Genomic DNA, 14,889 nt, shown 5'->3' with positions numbered 1-14,889 from the left:
ATCGGAAGCGAACCAGTCAATCTTGCCTAGCGAGGGACGTCATGAATCGGCCATTCAACATGCCCGACGAATTTGTCGAGGGTTTCATGAAAGCGGGGGAAAGCCTGTGGCGGTCGCTCGGGTGGGCGACGAACGTCGATCGCGAGGGGGCGAACCTCGGCTCAACCCTGAATTCGTCGGAACGCTTCGCCGAATTGCAGGCGGATCACCTCAAGCGCCTGTACCAGCTCACCGAGCACATCATCAGATCGGCATCCGGGGTGCCGAGCGAAGGGGGCATCGAGCCTGCGCGGGGCGATCGGAGGTTCAACGCCGAGGAATGGCGGGACAACGCGGCCTATAGCGTTTTGAAGCAATGCTATTTGCTGAACGCGCGCTATTGCGTCGACTTCGTTGAAGCGCTCGAGCTCGATGAGAAGGAGAAGCATCGCCTGCGCTTCTTCACGCGCCAGCTTGTCGAGGCGATGAGCCCGACCAATTTCATCGCCACCAATCCTGACGTCATCAAGCTTGCGACGGATAGCGAAGGTCAGAGCCTCAAGGCCGGCCTCGAGAACCTGATGACCGATCTGGGCAGAGGCAGCCTGACGATTACCGACGAGGAGGCTTTCGAGGTCGGAAAGGACGTCGCCACGTCAAGGGGCGCGGTCGTCTTCGAGAACGAGCTGTTTCAGCTTATTCAATATGAACCGGCGACCGAGCAGGTGACGGCACGGCCGCTGCTAATCGTGCCGCCCTGCATCAACAAGTTCTACATTCTCGACCTGCAGCCGGCCAATTCCTTCGTCCGCTTTGCGGTCGAGCATGGCCTGACCGTTTTCATGGTCTCCTGGCGCAATCCGGATGCCTCATGCGGGCACTTTGCCTGGGACGATTATGTCGAACAGGGCGCCATGCGCGCGATCGAGGTCACTCGCTCGATCTCCGGTGCCGACAAGGTCAACGTCGTCGGCTGGTGCGTCGGGGGAACCATCGTGTCATCCGCGCTGGCGATCCTGCGGACGCGGGGTGATGAGTCTGTCGCCTGCGTAACGTTGCTGACGACGATGCTCGACTTCCGCGAGCCGGGGGACCTCGGCGTGTTCGTGGACGAGGAGAGTACGCGACAGCGGGAGCAGACCATCGGCAACGGCGGCATCTACCGCGGCTCAGAGCTCGGGTTTGTGTTCCAGACCCTGCGGTCGAAGGAGCTGATCTGGCCGAACGTGATCAACAACTATCTGAAGGGAAAATCGCCTGAGCGTTTCGATCTTCTGTTCTGGAACGCCGACGTGACCAACCTGCCGGGGCCGATGTATTGCTGGTACATCCGCAACATGTACCTGGAGAACAACCTTCGGGAGCCGAACCGCCTGACGATGTGCGATACGCCAATCGATCTCGGGCGGGTCGACCTGCCTGCCTATGTCCTGGCGACCGTTGAGGATCACATCGTGCCATGGCGATCGGCCTATCGCACCACGGGCCTGTTCAGCGGCAACACCCGCTTTGTGCTGGGCGCGAGCGGGCATATTGCCGGCGTGATCAACCCCGCCTCGAAGAACAAGCGAAGCTATTGGCTGTCGGACGAGCGATGCGACGACCCGGCGGCTTGGCTGGCGGGCGCGGCCGAAAAGCCGGGCAGTTGGTGGAACGACTGGATCGCCTGGCTCAAGCCGTGGGCTGAAGACCAGGTGCCCGCCCGCCCGCAACTCGGCAGCAATCTCTATCCTCCAGGGGAATCCGCGCCGGGCCGATACGTGAAGGCGAAAGCGAACTGACAGCTATGGCGGGCCGTCCGAGCGACGCGTTGGATGATTTGCGGCGCTCCGGGCGGTTCGGCCATCACTTCAGATAGTCCGGCAAGGCAAACCCGTCATAGAAGCGGTCGGAAAGGATAGCGGTCTTGAAGGTCTGCGATTTATAGCCGGCAACGATGTCCTGTGCCCACGCGGCATCGGCATTGGCCTTCTTGACGGCAACCACATTGACGTAGGGCGTCGTCATCTTTTCCAGCGCGAACGCATTGGTCAGCTTCAATCCGCTGTAGATCGCGAAATTGCCCTGGATCGCGGCGAAGTCGACGTCGTCGAGCGCGCGCGGCGCCTGGGCTGCTTCCAGCGGCACGATCTTGATGCCGCCGGGGTTCTTGATGACGTCGAGCTCGCTGACGTCGACCGGCTTTGAGTCGCGGATCTCGACGAGTCCGAGGTCGCGCAGGATCCACAATGCGCGCTGCAGATTGACGGGGTCGTTGGGCACCGCGATCGTCGAGCCCGGCCTGATCGGCGTGCCCGGCGGGTGCTTCTTGGAATAGAGCCCCATCGGGGGCGTCGGCACGTGGACGATTCCGACGAGATCGGTGCTCTGCCGCTCGTTATAGGAGTTCAGGAAGATCGTGTGCTGCATCACGTTGGCATCGATCTCGCCCTTGAACACCGCGTTGTTGGCCTCGAGTCCGGTCGAGAACTCGACATATTTGACGCGATAGCCCTTGTTCTGCAGCTCCGGCGCCACGCCGACCTTGAACTCGTCGATATAGGGGCCCGGGACGAAACCGACTTTCAATTCGGGCTTGGCAGGCGTCTCTGCGCGCACAGTGGCGCCGACAACGGCGCCAAGAAGCAGGAAAGCGGAAAGCCAGGAGAAACGCGCAGTCTGCATGGTCGTTATTACATCCTTGATGAGAGCCGCGCGGCGGCATTTGCCGCGGAAGGCCGAACGATCTGGGGAATGTGAGGCGATCAGGCGATCGCCTGAATCGAGCCGGAAAAGGCGCTCGGCGGCCGGTTCAGACCGTAATGATCGCGCAAGGTCGTGCCGGCGTAGTCGTCGCGGAACAGGCCGCGCTTGCGCAGGATCGGAACGACCTGCTCGGCAAACACGTCGAATCCACCGGGCAGCCAGGGCGGCATGACGTTGAAGCCGTCGGCGGCGCCGTTCTCGAACCAGGTCTGGATATTGTCGGCGATCTTCTCCGGCGGACCGGCAATCACCCAATGGCCACGGGCACCGGCGAGGCGCTGGACCAGCTGGCGGATCGTCGGCTTCTCGCGATCGACGATATCGACCACGAGCTTGAAACGGCTGGCCACGCCGCGCGCACCGTCGGTGTCGATCAGATGGCGCGGGAACGGACCGTCGAGATCGAAACCGGAGAGGTCGAGCCCGATCATCTGGCGCAGCTGGGTCAGCGAATATTCCGGCTGGATCAGTTCATTGAACTCGTCCTGCAGCCGATCTGCCTCGGCCTGCGTGCTGGCGATGAACGGGCTGATGCCCGGCAGGACCTTGACCTGATCGGGGCTGCGGTCGAAGACGCGCGCCTGACGCTTGATGTCGGCGTAGAATTCCTGGGCGCTCGCCAGCGTCTGATGCGCGGTGAAGATCGCTTCCGCAAAGCGCGCGGCAAAGGCGCGGCCGTCGTCCGACGAGCCCGCCTGGACGTAGACCGGCCGTCCCTGCGGCGTCCGCGAGATGTTGAGCGGCCCGCGAACCCGAAAATGCTTCCCGAAATGGTCGATCGCGTGGATCTTGCCGGTATCGGCAAACACCCCGGAGACGGGATCGTTGATCAGCGCGTCGTCTTCCCAGCTGTCCCAGAGATGGGTGACGACGTCGAGATATTCCCGCGCCCGCTCATAGCGTTCGTGATGCGGCGGATGCTCCGGCAGGCCGAAATTCTGCGCCGCCTGCGCCGTGCTTGTCGTCACGATGTTCCAGCCGGCGCGGCCGCCGCTGAGATGATCGAGCGAGGCGAACAGGCGGGCAAGGTTGTAAGGCTCGCTATAAGTCGTTGACGCGGTCGCGATCAGGCCGATCCGCTTGGTGGCGACCGCGATTGCGGCGAGCCAGGTGATCGGCTCGAAGCGGAAGCGCTGCGCGTAGCGGACATTGTCGGCCAGGGCCGGTCCGTCGGCAAAGAAGATCGCGTCGAATTTGTGCGCTTCGGCCTTCTGCGCCAGCTCCTGATAAAAGGTGACGTCGAGGATGCGGTTCGCGGCGGAGCCCTTGTAGCGCCACGCCGCCTCGTGATGGCCGCCCGGATAGATGAAGAGATTGAGAGAGAGCCGTCGATCGCTCATGCCTGAAACTCGGGAATGTTGGTGGTGTCAGTTGCCAGCCGGCGCCTTGCGCGCAAACGCGAAACGCAAATAACGCTCCAGGATCAGCCCCTCCGGCGTTCGTTTGGTTTCGACCAGGCGGGCAAAGGCGCTGCGGACCTGTTCACGTTCGGTCGGTGAGAATGCCTCCAGAAAGTTGCCGAAGGCGCTGGCTTCCGACCAGCGGAGCAGCGAATTTGCATCTGCATGGACGTCGGTCAGCGCGCGCAACTCGCTCGGTAATCGGCGAAGCCGCCGGCGACAAACAGCGGCCTGAGCTCGTCATCGGTCAGGCCAAGCACCGGGTTGGAATCCTCGCGATGATCGGCGAGCCCTGCCTCGGCGATGGCCTGGCGCAGCAGTGCGCGGGACTGATGCGGACGCGACGGGTCCTGCATGTTCAGCCCAAGCCGGCCCCCCGGCTTCAGCACCCGGTGGATCTCCCGCAAGGCGCCGCCCTTGTCGGCGATCCAATGGAACACGCTGTTGAGATAGACCGCATCGAACTGGCGGTCATCGAAGCGCGAGAGGTCCTCGGCCCGGCCGGTGTGGAATTGCAGATTGTCCGACTGGCGAAGCCGCGCGATCTCGATGCGGCCGGCGAGCGGATCGATGCCGATCACCTGACCGTTCGGTCCGACGAGATCTGCCACGAATTCGGCGAGGCGGCCGGTGCCGGTCCCGATGTCGAGGACATGCTCGCCGGATTTGATCGCCAACGGTCCGATCAGGAACTTGCCGTGACGGAACTGGACCAGCCCGGCTTCATCGTAGGAGCGAGCCAGCTCCGGAGTATCGTGTTCGAGGCTGATGGCGCCACTCGTTTGCGGCATGTCCGATGATCCATGATTGCGGCGCTGTGCGCGCTTCGGCGTGCGAGCTGGACTTTGACTCTACGTCGGTGATCGCAAGCCTGTCGATGAAATGAACTTGCATTGTTGCGCGGGAAGCAAGCATGAACCTTGTGAGTTGATCGGCGATGTTAGACGAGTGCAGCCGTCATGATGAAATCAGCAGGCGCTTTGCGCTGATCGCGCGCGTGAGACGGGGCTGTCTTGCGGTTCTTGCGCGCAGCCGGAGCGAGCAAGGCGACGATCGCCGCAAATATTTCAACGGCTGCGTCGACCGCGAAGCGATCGTTGCGCGCCGTCGAAAACAAAGCTGGTTTCGTTTCATTGACTGGCGATCTCTGGCTTTTACGATTTACAGCGTCAAAGCGAGGCCGATCAACATGCCGCAATCCGATCCCGACAGCGTTGCCCGCGAAGCCCTGCGCCTGATCGGACCCGATCCGCAAAACTGGGTGCCTGATCGCGGCGGGATCGATCACAATGCGGTCGTCGTCGGCGGTGGACAATCCGGCTCGGCATTTGCATTTGCGCTGCGGCGGGCCGGGATCGGCAAGGTCTCCGTGATCGATGCCGCGGCCGACGGCAGTACGTCAGGCGTCTGGCTGACGAGTGCGCGGATGCACAAGCTGCGCACGCCCAAGAGCTTGCCGGGCCCCGAGCTCGGCCTGCCTGGTCTCGGATTCCAGGCCTGGTACGAGGCGCGTTACGGCGCCGCCGCATACGATGCGCTCGATCGCATTCTGCGGCTCGACTGGGCGGCCTATCTCGACTGGTATCGCAGGGTCACAGGCGTTGCCGTTCGTTATGGGACGCGGCTGGTTCGCATCGAACCCGCGGGAGATCATCTGCGGCTGCATCTGGAGCAGGGCGGTCGCACGACAGTCGAAACCACGCGAAAGCTTGTGCTCGCGACCGGCTTTGCCGGCAGTGGTGGCGCCCATATTCCGGAAGCACTGCGCAACCTGCCGAAGCAATTTCATGCGCATACCTCGGAAAAGATCGACTTCAGGGCCCTGCGAGGGCGATCGGTCGCTGTGGTCGGAAGCGCCGCGTCAGCATTCGACGCCGCCGCCGTCGCGCTCGAAGCCGGCGCGCGCGACGTCCACCTCTATGCGCGGCGCGAAACCCTGGCGTCGCTCCCGGTGATCCGGATCCGGGGCTATCCGGGTGCCTACGACAATTACGGAGCGTTGCCCGATGCCGTCCGCTGGCAACAGGCGATCTGCTTCCGCCGCGCCGGCTCGACGCCGCCGCCGGACGCGATCTCGCGCGCCGTCGCGTTTCCCAATTTCCACGTTCACCTGGGCGCACCGTGGCAAGCGGTGAGGCAGGAGGGCGGGCGGGCCGTCGCAGTAACGCCGCAGGGTGAATTTGCGTTCGACTTTGCCATCGGCGGCACCGGATATTCGGTGGACCTCGGCGCGCAGACCGAGCTCCGCGACTTCGCGGACGAGATCCTGCTGTGGCGCGACCGGTTCACGCCGCGTGACGATGAGCGCGACGAGACGCTGGCGGCGTATCCCTATTTCGGATCGGGGCATGAATATCTGGAGAGGGAGCCCGGCCGCGCGCCCTTCCTGAAAAATATTCACGTCTTCAACCCGGCGGCCTTCGTCAGTTTTGGCTTGCCGGTCGGCGATGTCCCAAGCTTCAGGCGCGACATTCCTGCCGTTGTGGCACGGATCAGCCGTGATCTGTTTCTGGACGATCTGCCGGCGCACGAAGCGCGCATCAACGGATCGATCGCCGACGATTTCGGCGCCGAGCTTTATGCGCCGGCGGTGTGGCGGCCACCGGAGTACGTGGCGGCCGAGTAGGGCATAGCAGCACTGTACTGAATTTGTTTGTCTCCGCCGTCGCTCCCGCGACCGGCGCATGGCGGAGCCTTGTCTGGGAGATCGCGGTGGTGAGAGCACGATCATGAGCAATGCGACGACCATTGACAACGTCATTCCCCGCGCGGACATCGTCAAGCGCGCGGCGAGGCTTGGAGCGGAGATCAGGAACGTCAGGCTGTCGGGCGATCTGTCCGACGAGGTCATCCGCGCCGTCAACCAGGTGCTGCTCGAGCACAAGGTGATCTTCTTCCGCGGCCAGGGGCATCTCGACGATGCCGAGCAGGAGCGCTTTGCGGTGCGGCTCGGCAAGCTCGTGCCGCATCCGACGGTCGGTGCGACCAAGGGGACGTCGTCGATCCTCGAGTTGGATTCGGGCCGCGGCGGCGGCCGCGCCGACCAATGGCACACCGACGTGACCTTCGTCGACGCCTATCCGAAAATCTCGGTGCTGCGTGGGGTGGTGGTTCCGCCCTATGGCGGCGACACCGTGTGGTCGAGTACGGCGGCCGCCTATCTCGACCTGCCGGTGCCGCTGCAACGGCTCGCCGACGAGCTGTGGGCGGTTCACAGCAACGCCTATGACTATGCCGTCAAGGCCCGCGCAAGCGAAGCCGACCGCAAGCATTTCGACGAAGTGTTCACCGGCACCGTCTACGAGACCGAGCACCCCGTGGTGCGCGTTCACCCCGAGACCGGCGAGCGGACGTTGGTGCTCGGAAATTTCGTGCAGCGTTTCGTCGGCCTGCCGAAATACGACGGCCAGAAGCTGTTCGACCTGTTCCAGTCGCACATCACCGCGCCCGAGAACACCGTGCGCTGGAGCTGGCAGGCCGGCGACGTCGCGATCTGGGACAACCGCGCCACCCAGCACTATGCGGTCAATGATTACGGCGATCAGCACCGCGTGGTGCGCCGTGCCACGATCGACGGCGAAGTGCCGGTGTCAATCGACGGCCGCCGGAGTGTGACGCGCATCAAGGCACCGAAGCAGCAGGCCGCGAAGGCGGCTTGATCTCGTTTGATTGTGGGAGTTGCGAACATGAATGCATTGATCCGAATTCTTCGCGCCCGGCGTTTCGCCGCGCGCGCGGCCGCGCGGCTCATCCTTGCCGGTGCCGTGGCACTGGGGCTGGCGGCTTCGGCTTTCGCCGAGCCGCCGCTCGAAAAGACCGAGATCCGCTACCAGGGTTGGGCCGGCCAGGTGACGTTCACGGAGCTGGCCGAAGACCTCGGCTATCTCGCGCCGCTGAAGCTCAAATGGGTCGGCAATACGATCAGCGGGCCGCAGGACATCCAGACCGTCGTCACCGGTGACATTGACATCGGGGGTGCGTTCTATGGCGCGATTCTCAAGCTGATCGCGGCGCGGGCGCCGATCAAGGCCGTGGTCGGTTACTACGGCTCCGATGCCAACACCTATCAGGGCTACTTCGTGAAGGAGGACAGCCCGATCAAGACGGCGCGCGACCTGATCGGCAAGAAGGTTGCGGTCAACACGCTGGGCGCGCATCTGGAATTTGTGCTGCGCGAATATCTGGCCCGTAACGGCCTCAGCGCCGGCGACGCCAAGCAGGTGACGCTGGTGGCGATCCCGCCGGTCAGCAGCGAGCAGGCCTTGCGGCAAGGTCAGGTCGAAGTCAGCGTGCTCAGCGGCGTGCTGCGCGACAAGGCATTGGAGCGTGGCGGCATCCGCTCGCTGTTCGCCGATACCGACCTGTTCGGCCAGTTCACCGGCGGCGCCTATGTCCTGCGCGACAAGTTCATCAAGGACAATCCCAACACGGCCCGCAAGCTGGTGGAAGGGATTTCGCGGGCGATCCAGTGGGCGCAGACGACGCCGCCGGAACAAGTGCGGGCCCGGTTCGAGAAGATCATCGCGGAGCGCAAGCGCAATGAGGATGCATCCTCGATCAAGTACTGGAAGAGCACCGGGGTTGCATCCAAGGGCGGCGTGATATCGGACGGTGAGATCCAGGTGTGGATCGACTGGCTGGTCAAGGACGGGCTGTTCAAGCCGGGGCAGGTCAAGGCGTCCGACACCTACACCAACGAGTTCAACTATTTCCGTCCCGGCAAGACCGCGGAGGCGCGATGAGCACGGTCAAGATCCGCTTCGAGCAGGTCCGCAAGGAGTTTGTGACGCGAGGCGACGGCGGCCGGCCGTCCGGTCGCTTCACCGCGCTGGAGGACATCACGCTGGATGTTCGTGCGGGTGAATTCCTCGCGCTGGTGGGTCCGAGCGGCTGTGGCAAATCCACATTGCTCGACCTTCTGGGCGGGCTCACCGCGCCGACCAGCGGCCGTATCCTGCTCGATGGCCGGCCGATCGCCGGACCTGCACGCGATCGCGGCATCGTGTTCCAGCAATACGCGCTGTTTCCGTGGCGAACTGCGGCGCAGAACGTCGAGTTCGGGCTCGACATCGCAGGCCTCAAGGCCAGGCAGCGGCGCGAGATTGCGCAGCATTTCCTCGATCTGGTCGGCTTGTCCGGCTTTGCCGACCGCTATCCGCACGAGCTTTCCGGCGGCATGAAGCAGCGTGTCGCAATTGCGCGAAGCCTCGCCTATGACCCGGAGGTGCTGCTGATGGACGAGCCGTTCGCCGCGCTCGACGCGCAGACGCGCGAGACGCTGCAGGGTGAATTGCTGCGGATCTGGCGCGCCACCGGCAAGACCATCGTCTTCATTACCCATGGCATCGACGAGGCCGTCGTGCTCGGCCAAAGGGTGGCGGTGATGACGTCGCGCCCGGGGCGGATCAAACAGGTGGTCGATATCCCCGAGCGCTTGCGCAGCGAATCCGAGGATGTGCGGTCGCTGCCGGAGTTCGGTCGCGTGAGGCATGAGGTCTGGAGCCTGCTTCGCGAGGAAGTGCGGAAGGCCCAGCAGGGCCAGTTGGCGGACGGTACCGGCGCACGCCGTGCGGGCCCTGAAGCTGCGGAGGTTGCTCATGTCTAGTCTCGAAATGCTGACATTGCTGGAACTGGCGCATGGGCGGCGCGAGCAGGCGGTGGAAGGCCGCCTGCCGCCGATCACAGATCGGTTGCGCGCAGGCATCCGCGGTCTGGCGGCACGCGGGCGACGTTCGTTGTTACTGATTGTCCTGCTCGCCGCCTGGGAGGCCGCGCCGCGGCTTGGGCTGATCGATCCGGTGTTCCTGCCGCCGTTCTCGGAGGTGATCGCGGCCGGCTGGCAGCTCGCGCAAACCGGCGAACTCTATGACGATGTTTCTGCCAGCCTGCTGCGCGCCTTGAGCGGATTTCTGATCTCGGTTGCCTTGATCGTGCCGCTGGGCCTTGCCGTCGGCTGGTACGCCCGGCTCGGCGATCTCCTGAACCAGTTCATCGAGATCTGCCGCAACACCGCGCCGCTGGCGCTGCTGCCGGTGTTCATCCTGCTGCTCGGGATCGGTGAGCTGTCGAAGGTCACGATGGTGATCTACAGCTGCGCCTGGCCGTTGTTGCTCAACACGATCGCCGCGGTGAAGCAGGTTGACCCCTTGCTGATCAAATCGGCGCGGACCATGGGAGCGACCCCGCAGCAACTGTTCCGTAAGGTGATCCTGCCTGCCGCACTGCCCACGATCTTCGTCGGCATTCGTCTGGCCAGCGCGTCGGCCATGCTGGTGCTGGTGGCTTCCGAAATGGTCGGGGCCAAGGCCGGTCTCGGCTATCTCATCATCAACAGCCAGTACAGCTTCCTGATCCCGCAGATGTATTTCGGCATTCTCGGAATCACCGTGATCGGCCTGGCGTTCAATGCCGTCCTCGAGGCGATCGAACGGCACTTCATGCGCTGGAAGGCGCCGGTGGCAGGCTGAGATAAGGAACGTCTAGAGCATTTTCGGTTCTGATTGAATCAGAACCGAAGCTCTAGATTCTTGTTTTGACGCGTTTTCTTCACGCGAACCGGTGTCCACTTCGCTCGAAAACGCTCTAGCCAGACGCCGGCGTATTGCGCGCCGTGGCCTGGGTCACCACGCTGTTCGGCGGAACATCCCTGGTCAGCCAGACATTGCCGCCGATGGTGGAGCCGCGGCCGATCGTGATCCGGCCAAGGATCGTCGCGCCGGCGTAGATCACGACATCGTCTTCGACGATTGGATGGCGTGCGTCGCCCTTGATTACATGTCCCTCGTCGTCGGTCGGGAAATGCCGCGCCCCGAGCGTGACCGCCTGATAGACACGGACGTTGTTACCGATGATCGCAGTCTCCCCGATCACGACGCCGGTGCCGTGATCGATGAAGAAGCCCGAGCCGATCTGGGCGCCGGGATGAATGTCGATGCCGGTCCGGGTATGTGCGATCTCCGACATCAGGCGGGCCACCAGCCGTGCGCCGACCTGGTAGAGGAGATGGGCAAGGCGATGGTGAATGATGGCGGTCATCCCGGGATAGCCAATCAGGATCTCGGGAAAATTCCGCGCCGCCGGGTCTCCAACAAATGCCGCCCGCAGATCGTTGATCAGAAGTCCGCGGACCGACGGCAGCTGCGTAGCGAACGCCCTCGTCAGCTCGATCGCCTCTTCGTGCACAAAGCCCGGCTCCAGCTCGTCGCCAACGAACAATGCGCCGCGATGAATCTGCGCGCTGAGGGAATCGAGTGCGGTGCTTAGCGTGTTGCCGACGAAATAGTCGATGTTCTCGCCGTCGAGGTCAGATTGGCCGTAGTGTCGCGGGAACAGCGCTTCGGTAAGGCCGTCGAGGATCGCCTCCAGCGCGTCGCGAGAGGGGGCACGATGAGCCTCGCCGTCCCGCCGGATGCTATGGGTCTCCTCGCGGGACGTCCGCAACTCGGCCACGATCCGGTCCAGCTGCCAGCGGCCCGGTGCTCTGCTGACCGCGCCGGCCGATGCCGGAGCCGACGGTGGCGGCATTTCGCGTTTCATGCTTTGCCTTTCCCTGTCCTAACGGACATGCGCCAGGGGAATGCTGACCTCGGCCAGGAGATCGAGATCGGCTTCGTGATCGATCTGCACATATTGCCCATTCCAGTAGGTGAGGCCGGTTGGGCGATGCGATAGTTCCATGCTGGAGAGACGGCCCACGATGATGCCGTGCGAATGCCGCTCGATGATCTCCTCGACCTGGCATTCGACCATGGCCAGCGAGTGTTGCAGCAGCGGGACGCCGGAAGGGCCATATGTCCAGGCCGTTCCCTCGAAGCGTTGCTGGCCGTTCAGGCGGCGGTTGCTGAAACGCTCCGCCAGCGCCTGCTGGTCGGAGCCGAGGATATTGACGCCAAACAGGCGATGGCGTGCGATCGGGGCAAAGCATGAGGCCTGCCGGTTGATGCTGACCAGCAGCCGCGGCGGAGCGGCGCTGAGCGATGTCAGCGAGGTGACGGTCATCCCGGTGATGTCGTCGCCTTGTCCCGCGGTGATGATCGAAACGCCGCCGGCGAGGCGGCGCATCACGAGCCGAAACTGCTGCTCGATCTCATGGTCGGCATCGACCAAATGGAGGTCCGGCTTGCTCATCGAGTCTCTCCCCTCTCTTCGCCTCGCCGGATCGTTTCCGATCAGAAGAAGCCCTTGGCAGGTAGCAGCGTGCCGCTGATCTCAAATTGCCCGATCGAGCGAGCCTTGAAGGTGTTTGGATTGTGCGACGCCAGGGTCCGCGCATTGCGCCAGTGACGGTCGAAGTTGGTCGCCTTCTTGATGGCGGACGCGCCGCCTACGTCAAACAGCAGGCTGCCGCTGCGGATCGCAAACTCGTCAGCGACGAGCTTTGCCTTTGCCGAGAGCAGTGCCGCCTTGTGGGCGGCATCGACAGCGCCGGCGTCGCCGGCATCGAACGCGTCGGTGGCGGCATCGAGCGCCTCCGCCGCCGCGAGCACGACGGTCTCGGCCGCAAACGCCCCGCTTGCGATCTGACCGATGGTCTGTTGCAGCAACGGGTCATCAGCCGGAATTTCGCTCGGCGCATAGTAGAAGGTCCGCTTGCGCGATCGCACCAGCTCGGTGGCGTCCTGCAACACGGCGCGCGCGATGCCGGCGTTGATGGCGGTCAGGAACAATTGCGCGAATGTGTTGGAGTAGGGAATGCCGTATCCGGTATCGGGTGCATCGAACACCGTCTCCTGACGCTTGACGCGCACGTTGCGGAAATGCGTGGTGCCGGTCGCGGTCAGGCGCTGTCCGAGCCCGTCCCAATCGTCGATCAGTTCGATGCCTTCACGGGCAACCGGGATGAGCACGGCCGCATTGGCGCCTGTCGTGTCGGCGGTGCGTACCAGAACATAGTCGGAATAGAGCGTGCCGGTGCTGTAGTATTTTGTGCCGTTGAGCAGATAGTCGTCGCCGTCGGCTGTCAGCGTCGTGTTCGGCGTGACATTGCCGACCTTCGGCGTATCGAGTTCGGTGGCCGCGAGCCCGATGATCCCTCCATCGGCGACGGCCTTTTGCCATTGCCGATGCTGCTCGTCCTTCGGCCGGCGCACCAGCCGCTCGACCACGCTGAAATGGTTGCGCAGGATATGCGCGACATTGGCGTCGGACGCGCCGAGCTGGATGACGATCTCGAACAGGGCGCGGATCGACGCCCCCGCGCCGCCGGCCTCGACCGGAAGCCGTAGCGCGCCGAGACGTGCCTTGCGGATGAGATCAATTTCAGTGAATGGCAGGACACGCTCGCGCTCGCGCTTGCTCGCACCCTCGGCGATGCGGCTCAGCAGCGCGTCGATGTCGGGGGGATGGCTATCCAGGCGGTCGGACGGTCGCAGTGAGGTGGCGGGCACGGGCTTGTTCATGGATGTCGACCTGGGATGGCGATGGTTGGTGATCTTGCTCGGTTTCTAGTTCGACCGGAGGTCGAGTGCCGGCATCGTGCACATGTTGCAAACTGTCCCACGATTTTTCGCGGACAGAAATAGAGCGGTTTTTCAATTGTCGCGGGATTCGGAGTTTTCTGATTTGTCCGCGCGCGCCGAGCAGCAAGGAAAATCTTTTGATGCGCCGTTGCTTGATCTCGCGCCGCGATTTCCACACAAGCGGAGCGGCAAACGCAACTCGGAGATCGCCAATGACGACACGACCGCATCGCTTCGGCATCTGGGCGCTGGTGCACGGTTCGCGCGCGGCCTATCAGGATCCCGAAGAGCCCTATGATGCGTCATGGGAGCGCAACCGCGATCTCGTGCTCGCGGCAGAGGCGCTGGGCTACGACTCCACGCTGATTGCGCAGCACACGATCAATCCGCATCAGGAGGATCTCGATCAGCCCGAGGCCTGGAGCGCGGCGGCCGCACTGGCCGCGCTGACCAGCCGGATCGAGATCATCGCCGCCATCAAGCCCTATCTCTATCATCCGGTCGTGCTCGCGAAGCTTGCGCTCGGGATCGAGAACATCAGCCGCGGCCGTTTTGCGATCAATCTGGTCAATGCCTGGAACCGGCCCGAGCTCGACAAGGCAGGCATCGGCTTTGCGGAGCATGATGCCCGCTATGCCTACGGCCGCGAGTGGATCGCCGTGATGTCGCGCCTGATGCAGGGCGAGCGGCTGGCCTACAAGGGCGAGCATTTCGATATCAGGGACTATGTTCTGCGGCCCGCGAGCCTCTACCGGCCACGACCGCTGATCTATGTCGGCGGCGAATCCGAACCGGCGCGTGCCTTGGTCGCCGAGCATGGCGACGTCTGGTTCATCAATGGGCAGCCGCTCGACGACGTCGCGGGCCTGATCGCCGATGTCGCGGTACGGCCGAGAGCAACGGCTCCGCTCCGCTTCGGGCTGTCCGCCTTTGTGATCGCGCGCCCAACGCAGGCCGAGGCCGAGGCAACCTATGAGCGGCTGCTGGAACTCGCGAGGAAGGATGCGCCGATCAAGGCGATCCAGAGGCAGAACACCGATCCCAAGGTCGTGATGATGCAGACGATGCAGAAATCGGCGCGGGTCGGCAGCAATGGCGGAACGGCCGCCGGGCTGGTCGGAAGCTATGACGAGGTGGCTGCGCGTGTCCGGGCATTTCATGCCGCCGGCATTGAACTGTTCATGCTGCAGTTCCAGCCGTTCGAAGCCGAGATGGAGCGCTTTGCGAAGGAGATCATCCCGCGCGTGCGTCGGGCTCCAGTCACGGCCGATGGCAAGCCGGGCCTTCTGGCCGGCTCGCGGTGACCG

15 protein-coding genes are annotated in these 14,889 nt (G+C 63.8%); 7 read left to right on the top strand and 8 right to left on the bottom strand.

The annotated features are described in order from the left end of the window. Nucleotides 1-41: 41 nt before the first annotated feature. Entirely contained in the window at nt 42-1,760 is a 1,719-nt protein-coding gene (locus tag G6P99_RS40535; RefSeq protein WP_029085611.1) for a PHA/PHB synthase family protein, read from the top strand. Between the two features lie 64 nt (nt 1,761-1,824). Here the strand turns inward: G6P99_RS40535 and G6P99_RS40530 are convergent, their stop codons facing one another. The 5 genes from G6P99_RS40530 to G6P99_RS40510 form a co-directional block, all read right to left on the bottom strand. Continuing rightward, nucleotides 1,825-2,643, bottom strand: a complete 819-nt coding sequence (locus G6P99_RS40530) for a MetQ/NlpA family ABC transporter substrate-binding protein (protein ID WP_029085612.1) — start codon at nt 2,641-2,643, stop codon at nt 1,825-1,827. Between the two features lie 80 nt (nt 2,644-2,723). After that, nucleotides 2,724-4,064 (bottom strand): LLM class flavin-dependent oxidoreductase, encoded by a 1,341-nt coding sequence (locus tag G6P99_RS40525; RefSeq protein ID WP_029085613.1) that lies wholly within the window; start codon nt 4,062-4,064, stop codon nt 2,724-2,726. A gap of 27 nt (nt 4,065-4,091) precedes the next feature. Further along, nucleotides 4,092-4,313, bottom strand: coding sequence for a hypothetical protein (locus tag G6P99_RS40520; RefSeq protein WP_246709774.1), 222 nt, complete (start codon nt 4,311-4,313; stop codon nt 4,092-4,094). Continuing rightward, on the bottom strand, nt 4,301-4,915 hold the full coding sequence (locus G6P99_RS40515; protein ID WP_246709771.1) for a class I SAM-dependent methyltransferase: 615 nt from the start codon (nt 4,913-4,915) through the stop codon (nt 4,301-4,303). The genes G6P99_RS40520 and G6P99_RS40515 overlap by 13 nt, the downstream gene beginning before the upstream one ends. 149 nt (nt 4,916-5,064) lie before the next feature. After that, nucleotides 5,065-5,322, bottom strand: coding sequence for a hypothetical protein (locus G6P99_RS40510; RefSeq protein ID WP_156929186.1), 258 nt, complete (start codon nt 5,320-5,322; stop codon nt 5,065-5,067). Here G6P99_RS40510 and G6P99_RS40505 point away from each other — a divergent pair. From G6P99_RS40505 to G6P99_RS40485, 5 genes are all read left to right on the top strand, one after another. Then, nucleotides 5,314-6,750 carry a flavin-containing monooxygenase gene (locus G6P99_RS40505; protein ID WP_165126136.1) on the top strand — a complete coding sequence of 479 codons (1,437 nt, stop codon included), beginning with the start codon at nt 5,314-5,316 and terminating at the stop codon, nt 6,748-6,750. The genes G6P99_RS40510 and G6P99_RS40505 overlap by 9 nt on opposite strands. 103 nt (nt 6,751-6,853) lie before the next feature. Beyond that, a complete protein-coding gene (locus tag G6P99_RS40500; RefSeq protein WP_029085616.1) occupies nt 6,854-7,783 on the top strand; it encodes a TauD/TfdA dioxygenase family protein in 930 nt (309 codons plus the stop codon). A gap of 27 nt (nt 7,784-7,810) precedes the next feature. Then, the gene (locus G6P99_RS40495) at nt 7,811-8,866 is read left to right on the top strand and encodes an ABC transporter substrate-binding protein (protein WP_029085617.1); all 1,056 of its coding nucleotides are present in this window, start codon (nt 7,811-7,813) and stop codon (nt 8,864-8,866) included. Further along, on the top strand, nt 8,863-9,729 hold the full coding sequence (locus G6P99_RS40490; protein WP_029085618.1) for an ABC transporter ATP-binding protein: 867 nt from the start codon (nt 8,863-8,865) through the stop codon (nt 9,727-9,729). Before G6P99_RS40495 ends, G6P99_RS40490 begins: the two co-directional genes overlap by 4 nt. Then, complete coding sequence (locus tag G6P99_RS40485; protein WP_198031310.1) at nt 9,722-10,591, top strand: ABC transporter permease; 870 nt, start codon at nt 9,722-9,724, stop codon at nt 10,589-10,591. The genes G6P99_RS40490 and G6P99_RS40485 overlap by 8 nt, the downstream gene beginning before the upstream one ends. Before the next feature lie 115 nt (nt 10,592-10,706). On the opposite strand, the gene epsC is transcribed toward G6P99_RS40485, so the two are convergent. Genes epsC through G6P99_RS40470 form a run of 3 tightly spaced genes read right to left on the bottom strand, consistent with a single transcriptional unit; the run spans nt 10,707 to nt 13,522 of the window. Then, nucleotides 10,707-11,660 (bottom strand): serine O-acetyltransferase EpsC, encoded by a 954-nt coding sequence (epsC, locus tag G6P99_RS40480; RefSeq protein ID WP_084518895.1) that lies wholly within the window; start codon nt 11,658-11,660, stop codon nt 10,707-10,709. Nucleotides 11,661-11,678: 18 nt separating this feature from the next. Further along, complete coding sequence (locus G6P99_RS40475) at nt 11,679-12,251, bottom strand: flavin reductase family protein (protein WP_051346892.1); 573 nt, start codon at nt 12,249-12,251, stop codon at nt 11,679-11,681. 41 nt (nt 12,252-12,292) lie between these two features. Further along, the gene (locus G6P99_RS40470; protein ID WP_029085622.1) at nt 12,293-13,522 is read right to left on the bottom strand and encodes an acyl-CoA dehydrogenase family protein; all 1,230 of its coding nucleotides are present in this window, start codon (nt 13,520-13,522) and stop codon (nt 12,293-12,295) included. Between the two features lie 272 nt (nt 13,523-13,794). Here G6P99_RS40470 and G6P99_RS40465 point away from each other — a divergent pair, with 272 nt between their 5' ends. Next, a complete protein-coding gene (locus G6P99_RS40465) occupies nt 13,795-14,886 on the top strand; it encodes an LLM class flavin-dependent oxidoreductase (RefSeq protein WP_029085623.1) in 1,092 nt (363 codons plus the stop codon). Nucleotides 14,887-14,889: the final 3 nt, after the last annotated feature.

This window comes from Bradyrhizobium sp. 6(2017) (assembly GCF_011058295.2).
Taxonomy (GTDB): Bacteria; Pseudomonadota; Alphaproteobacteria; order Rhizobiales; family Xanthobacteraceae; genus Bradyrhizobium; species Bradyrhizobium septentrionale.
The sequence above is the reverse complement of the archived record's forward strand: the minus strand, read 5'-3'. Positions and strand labels throughout refer to the sequence as shown.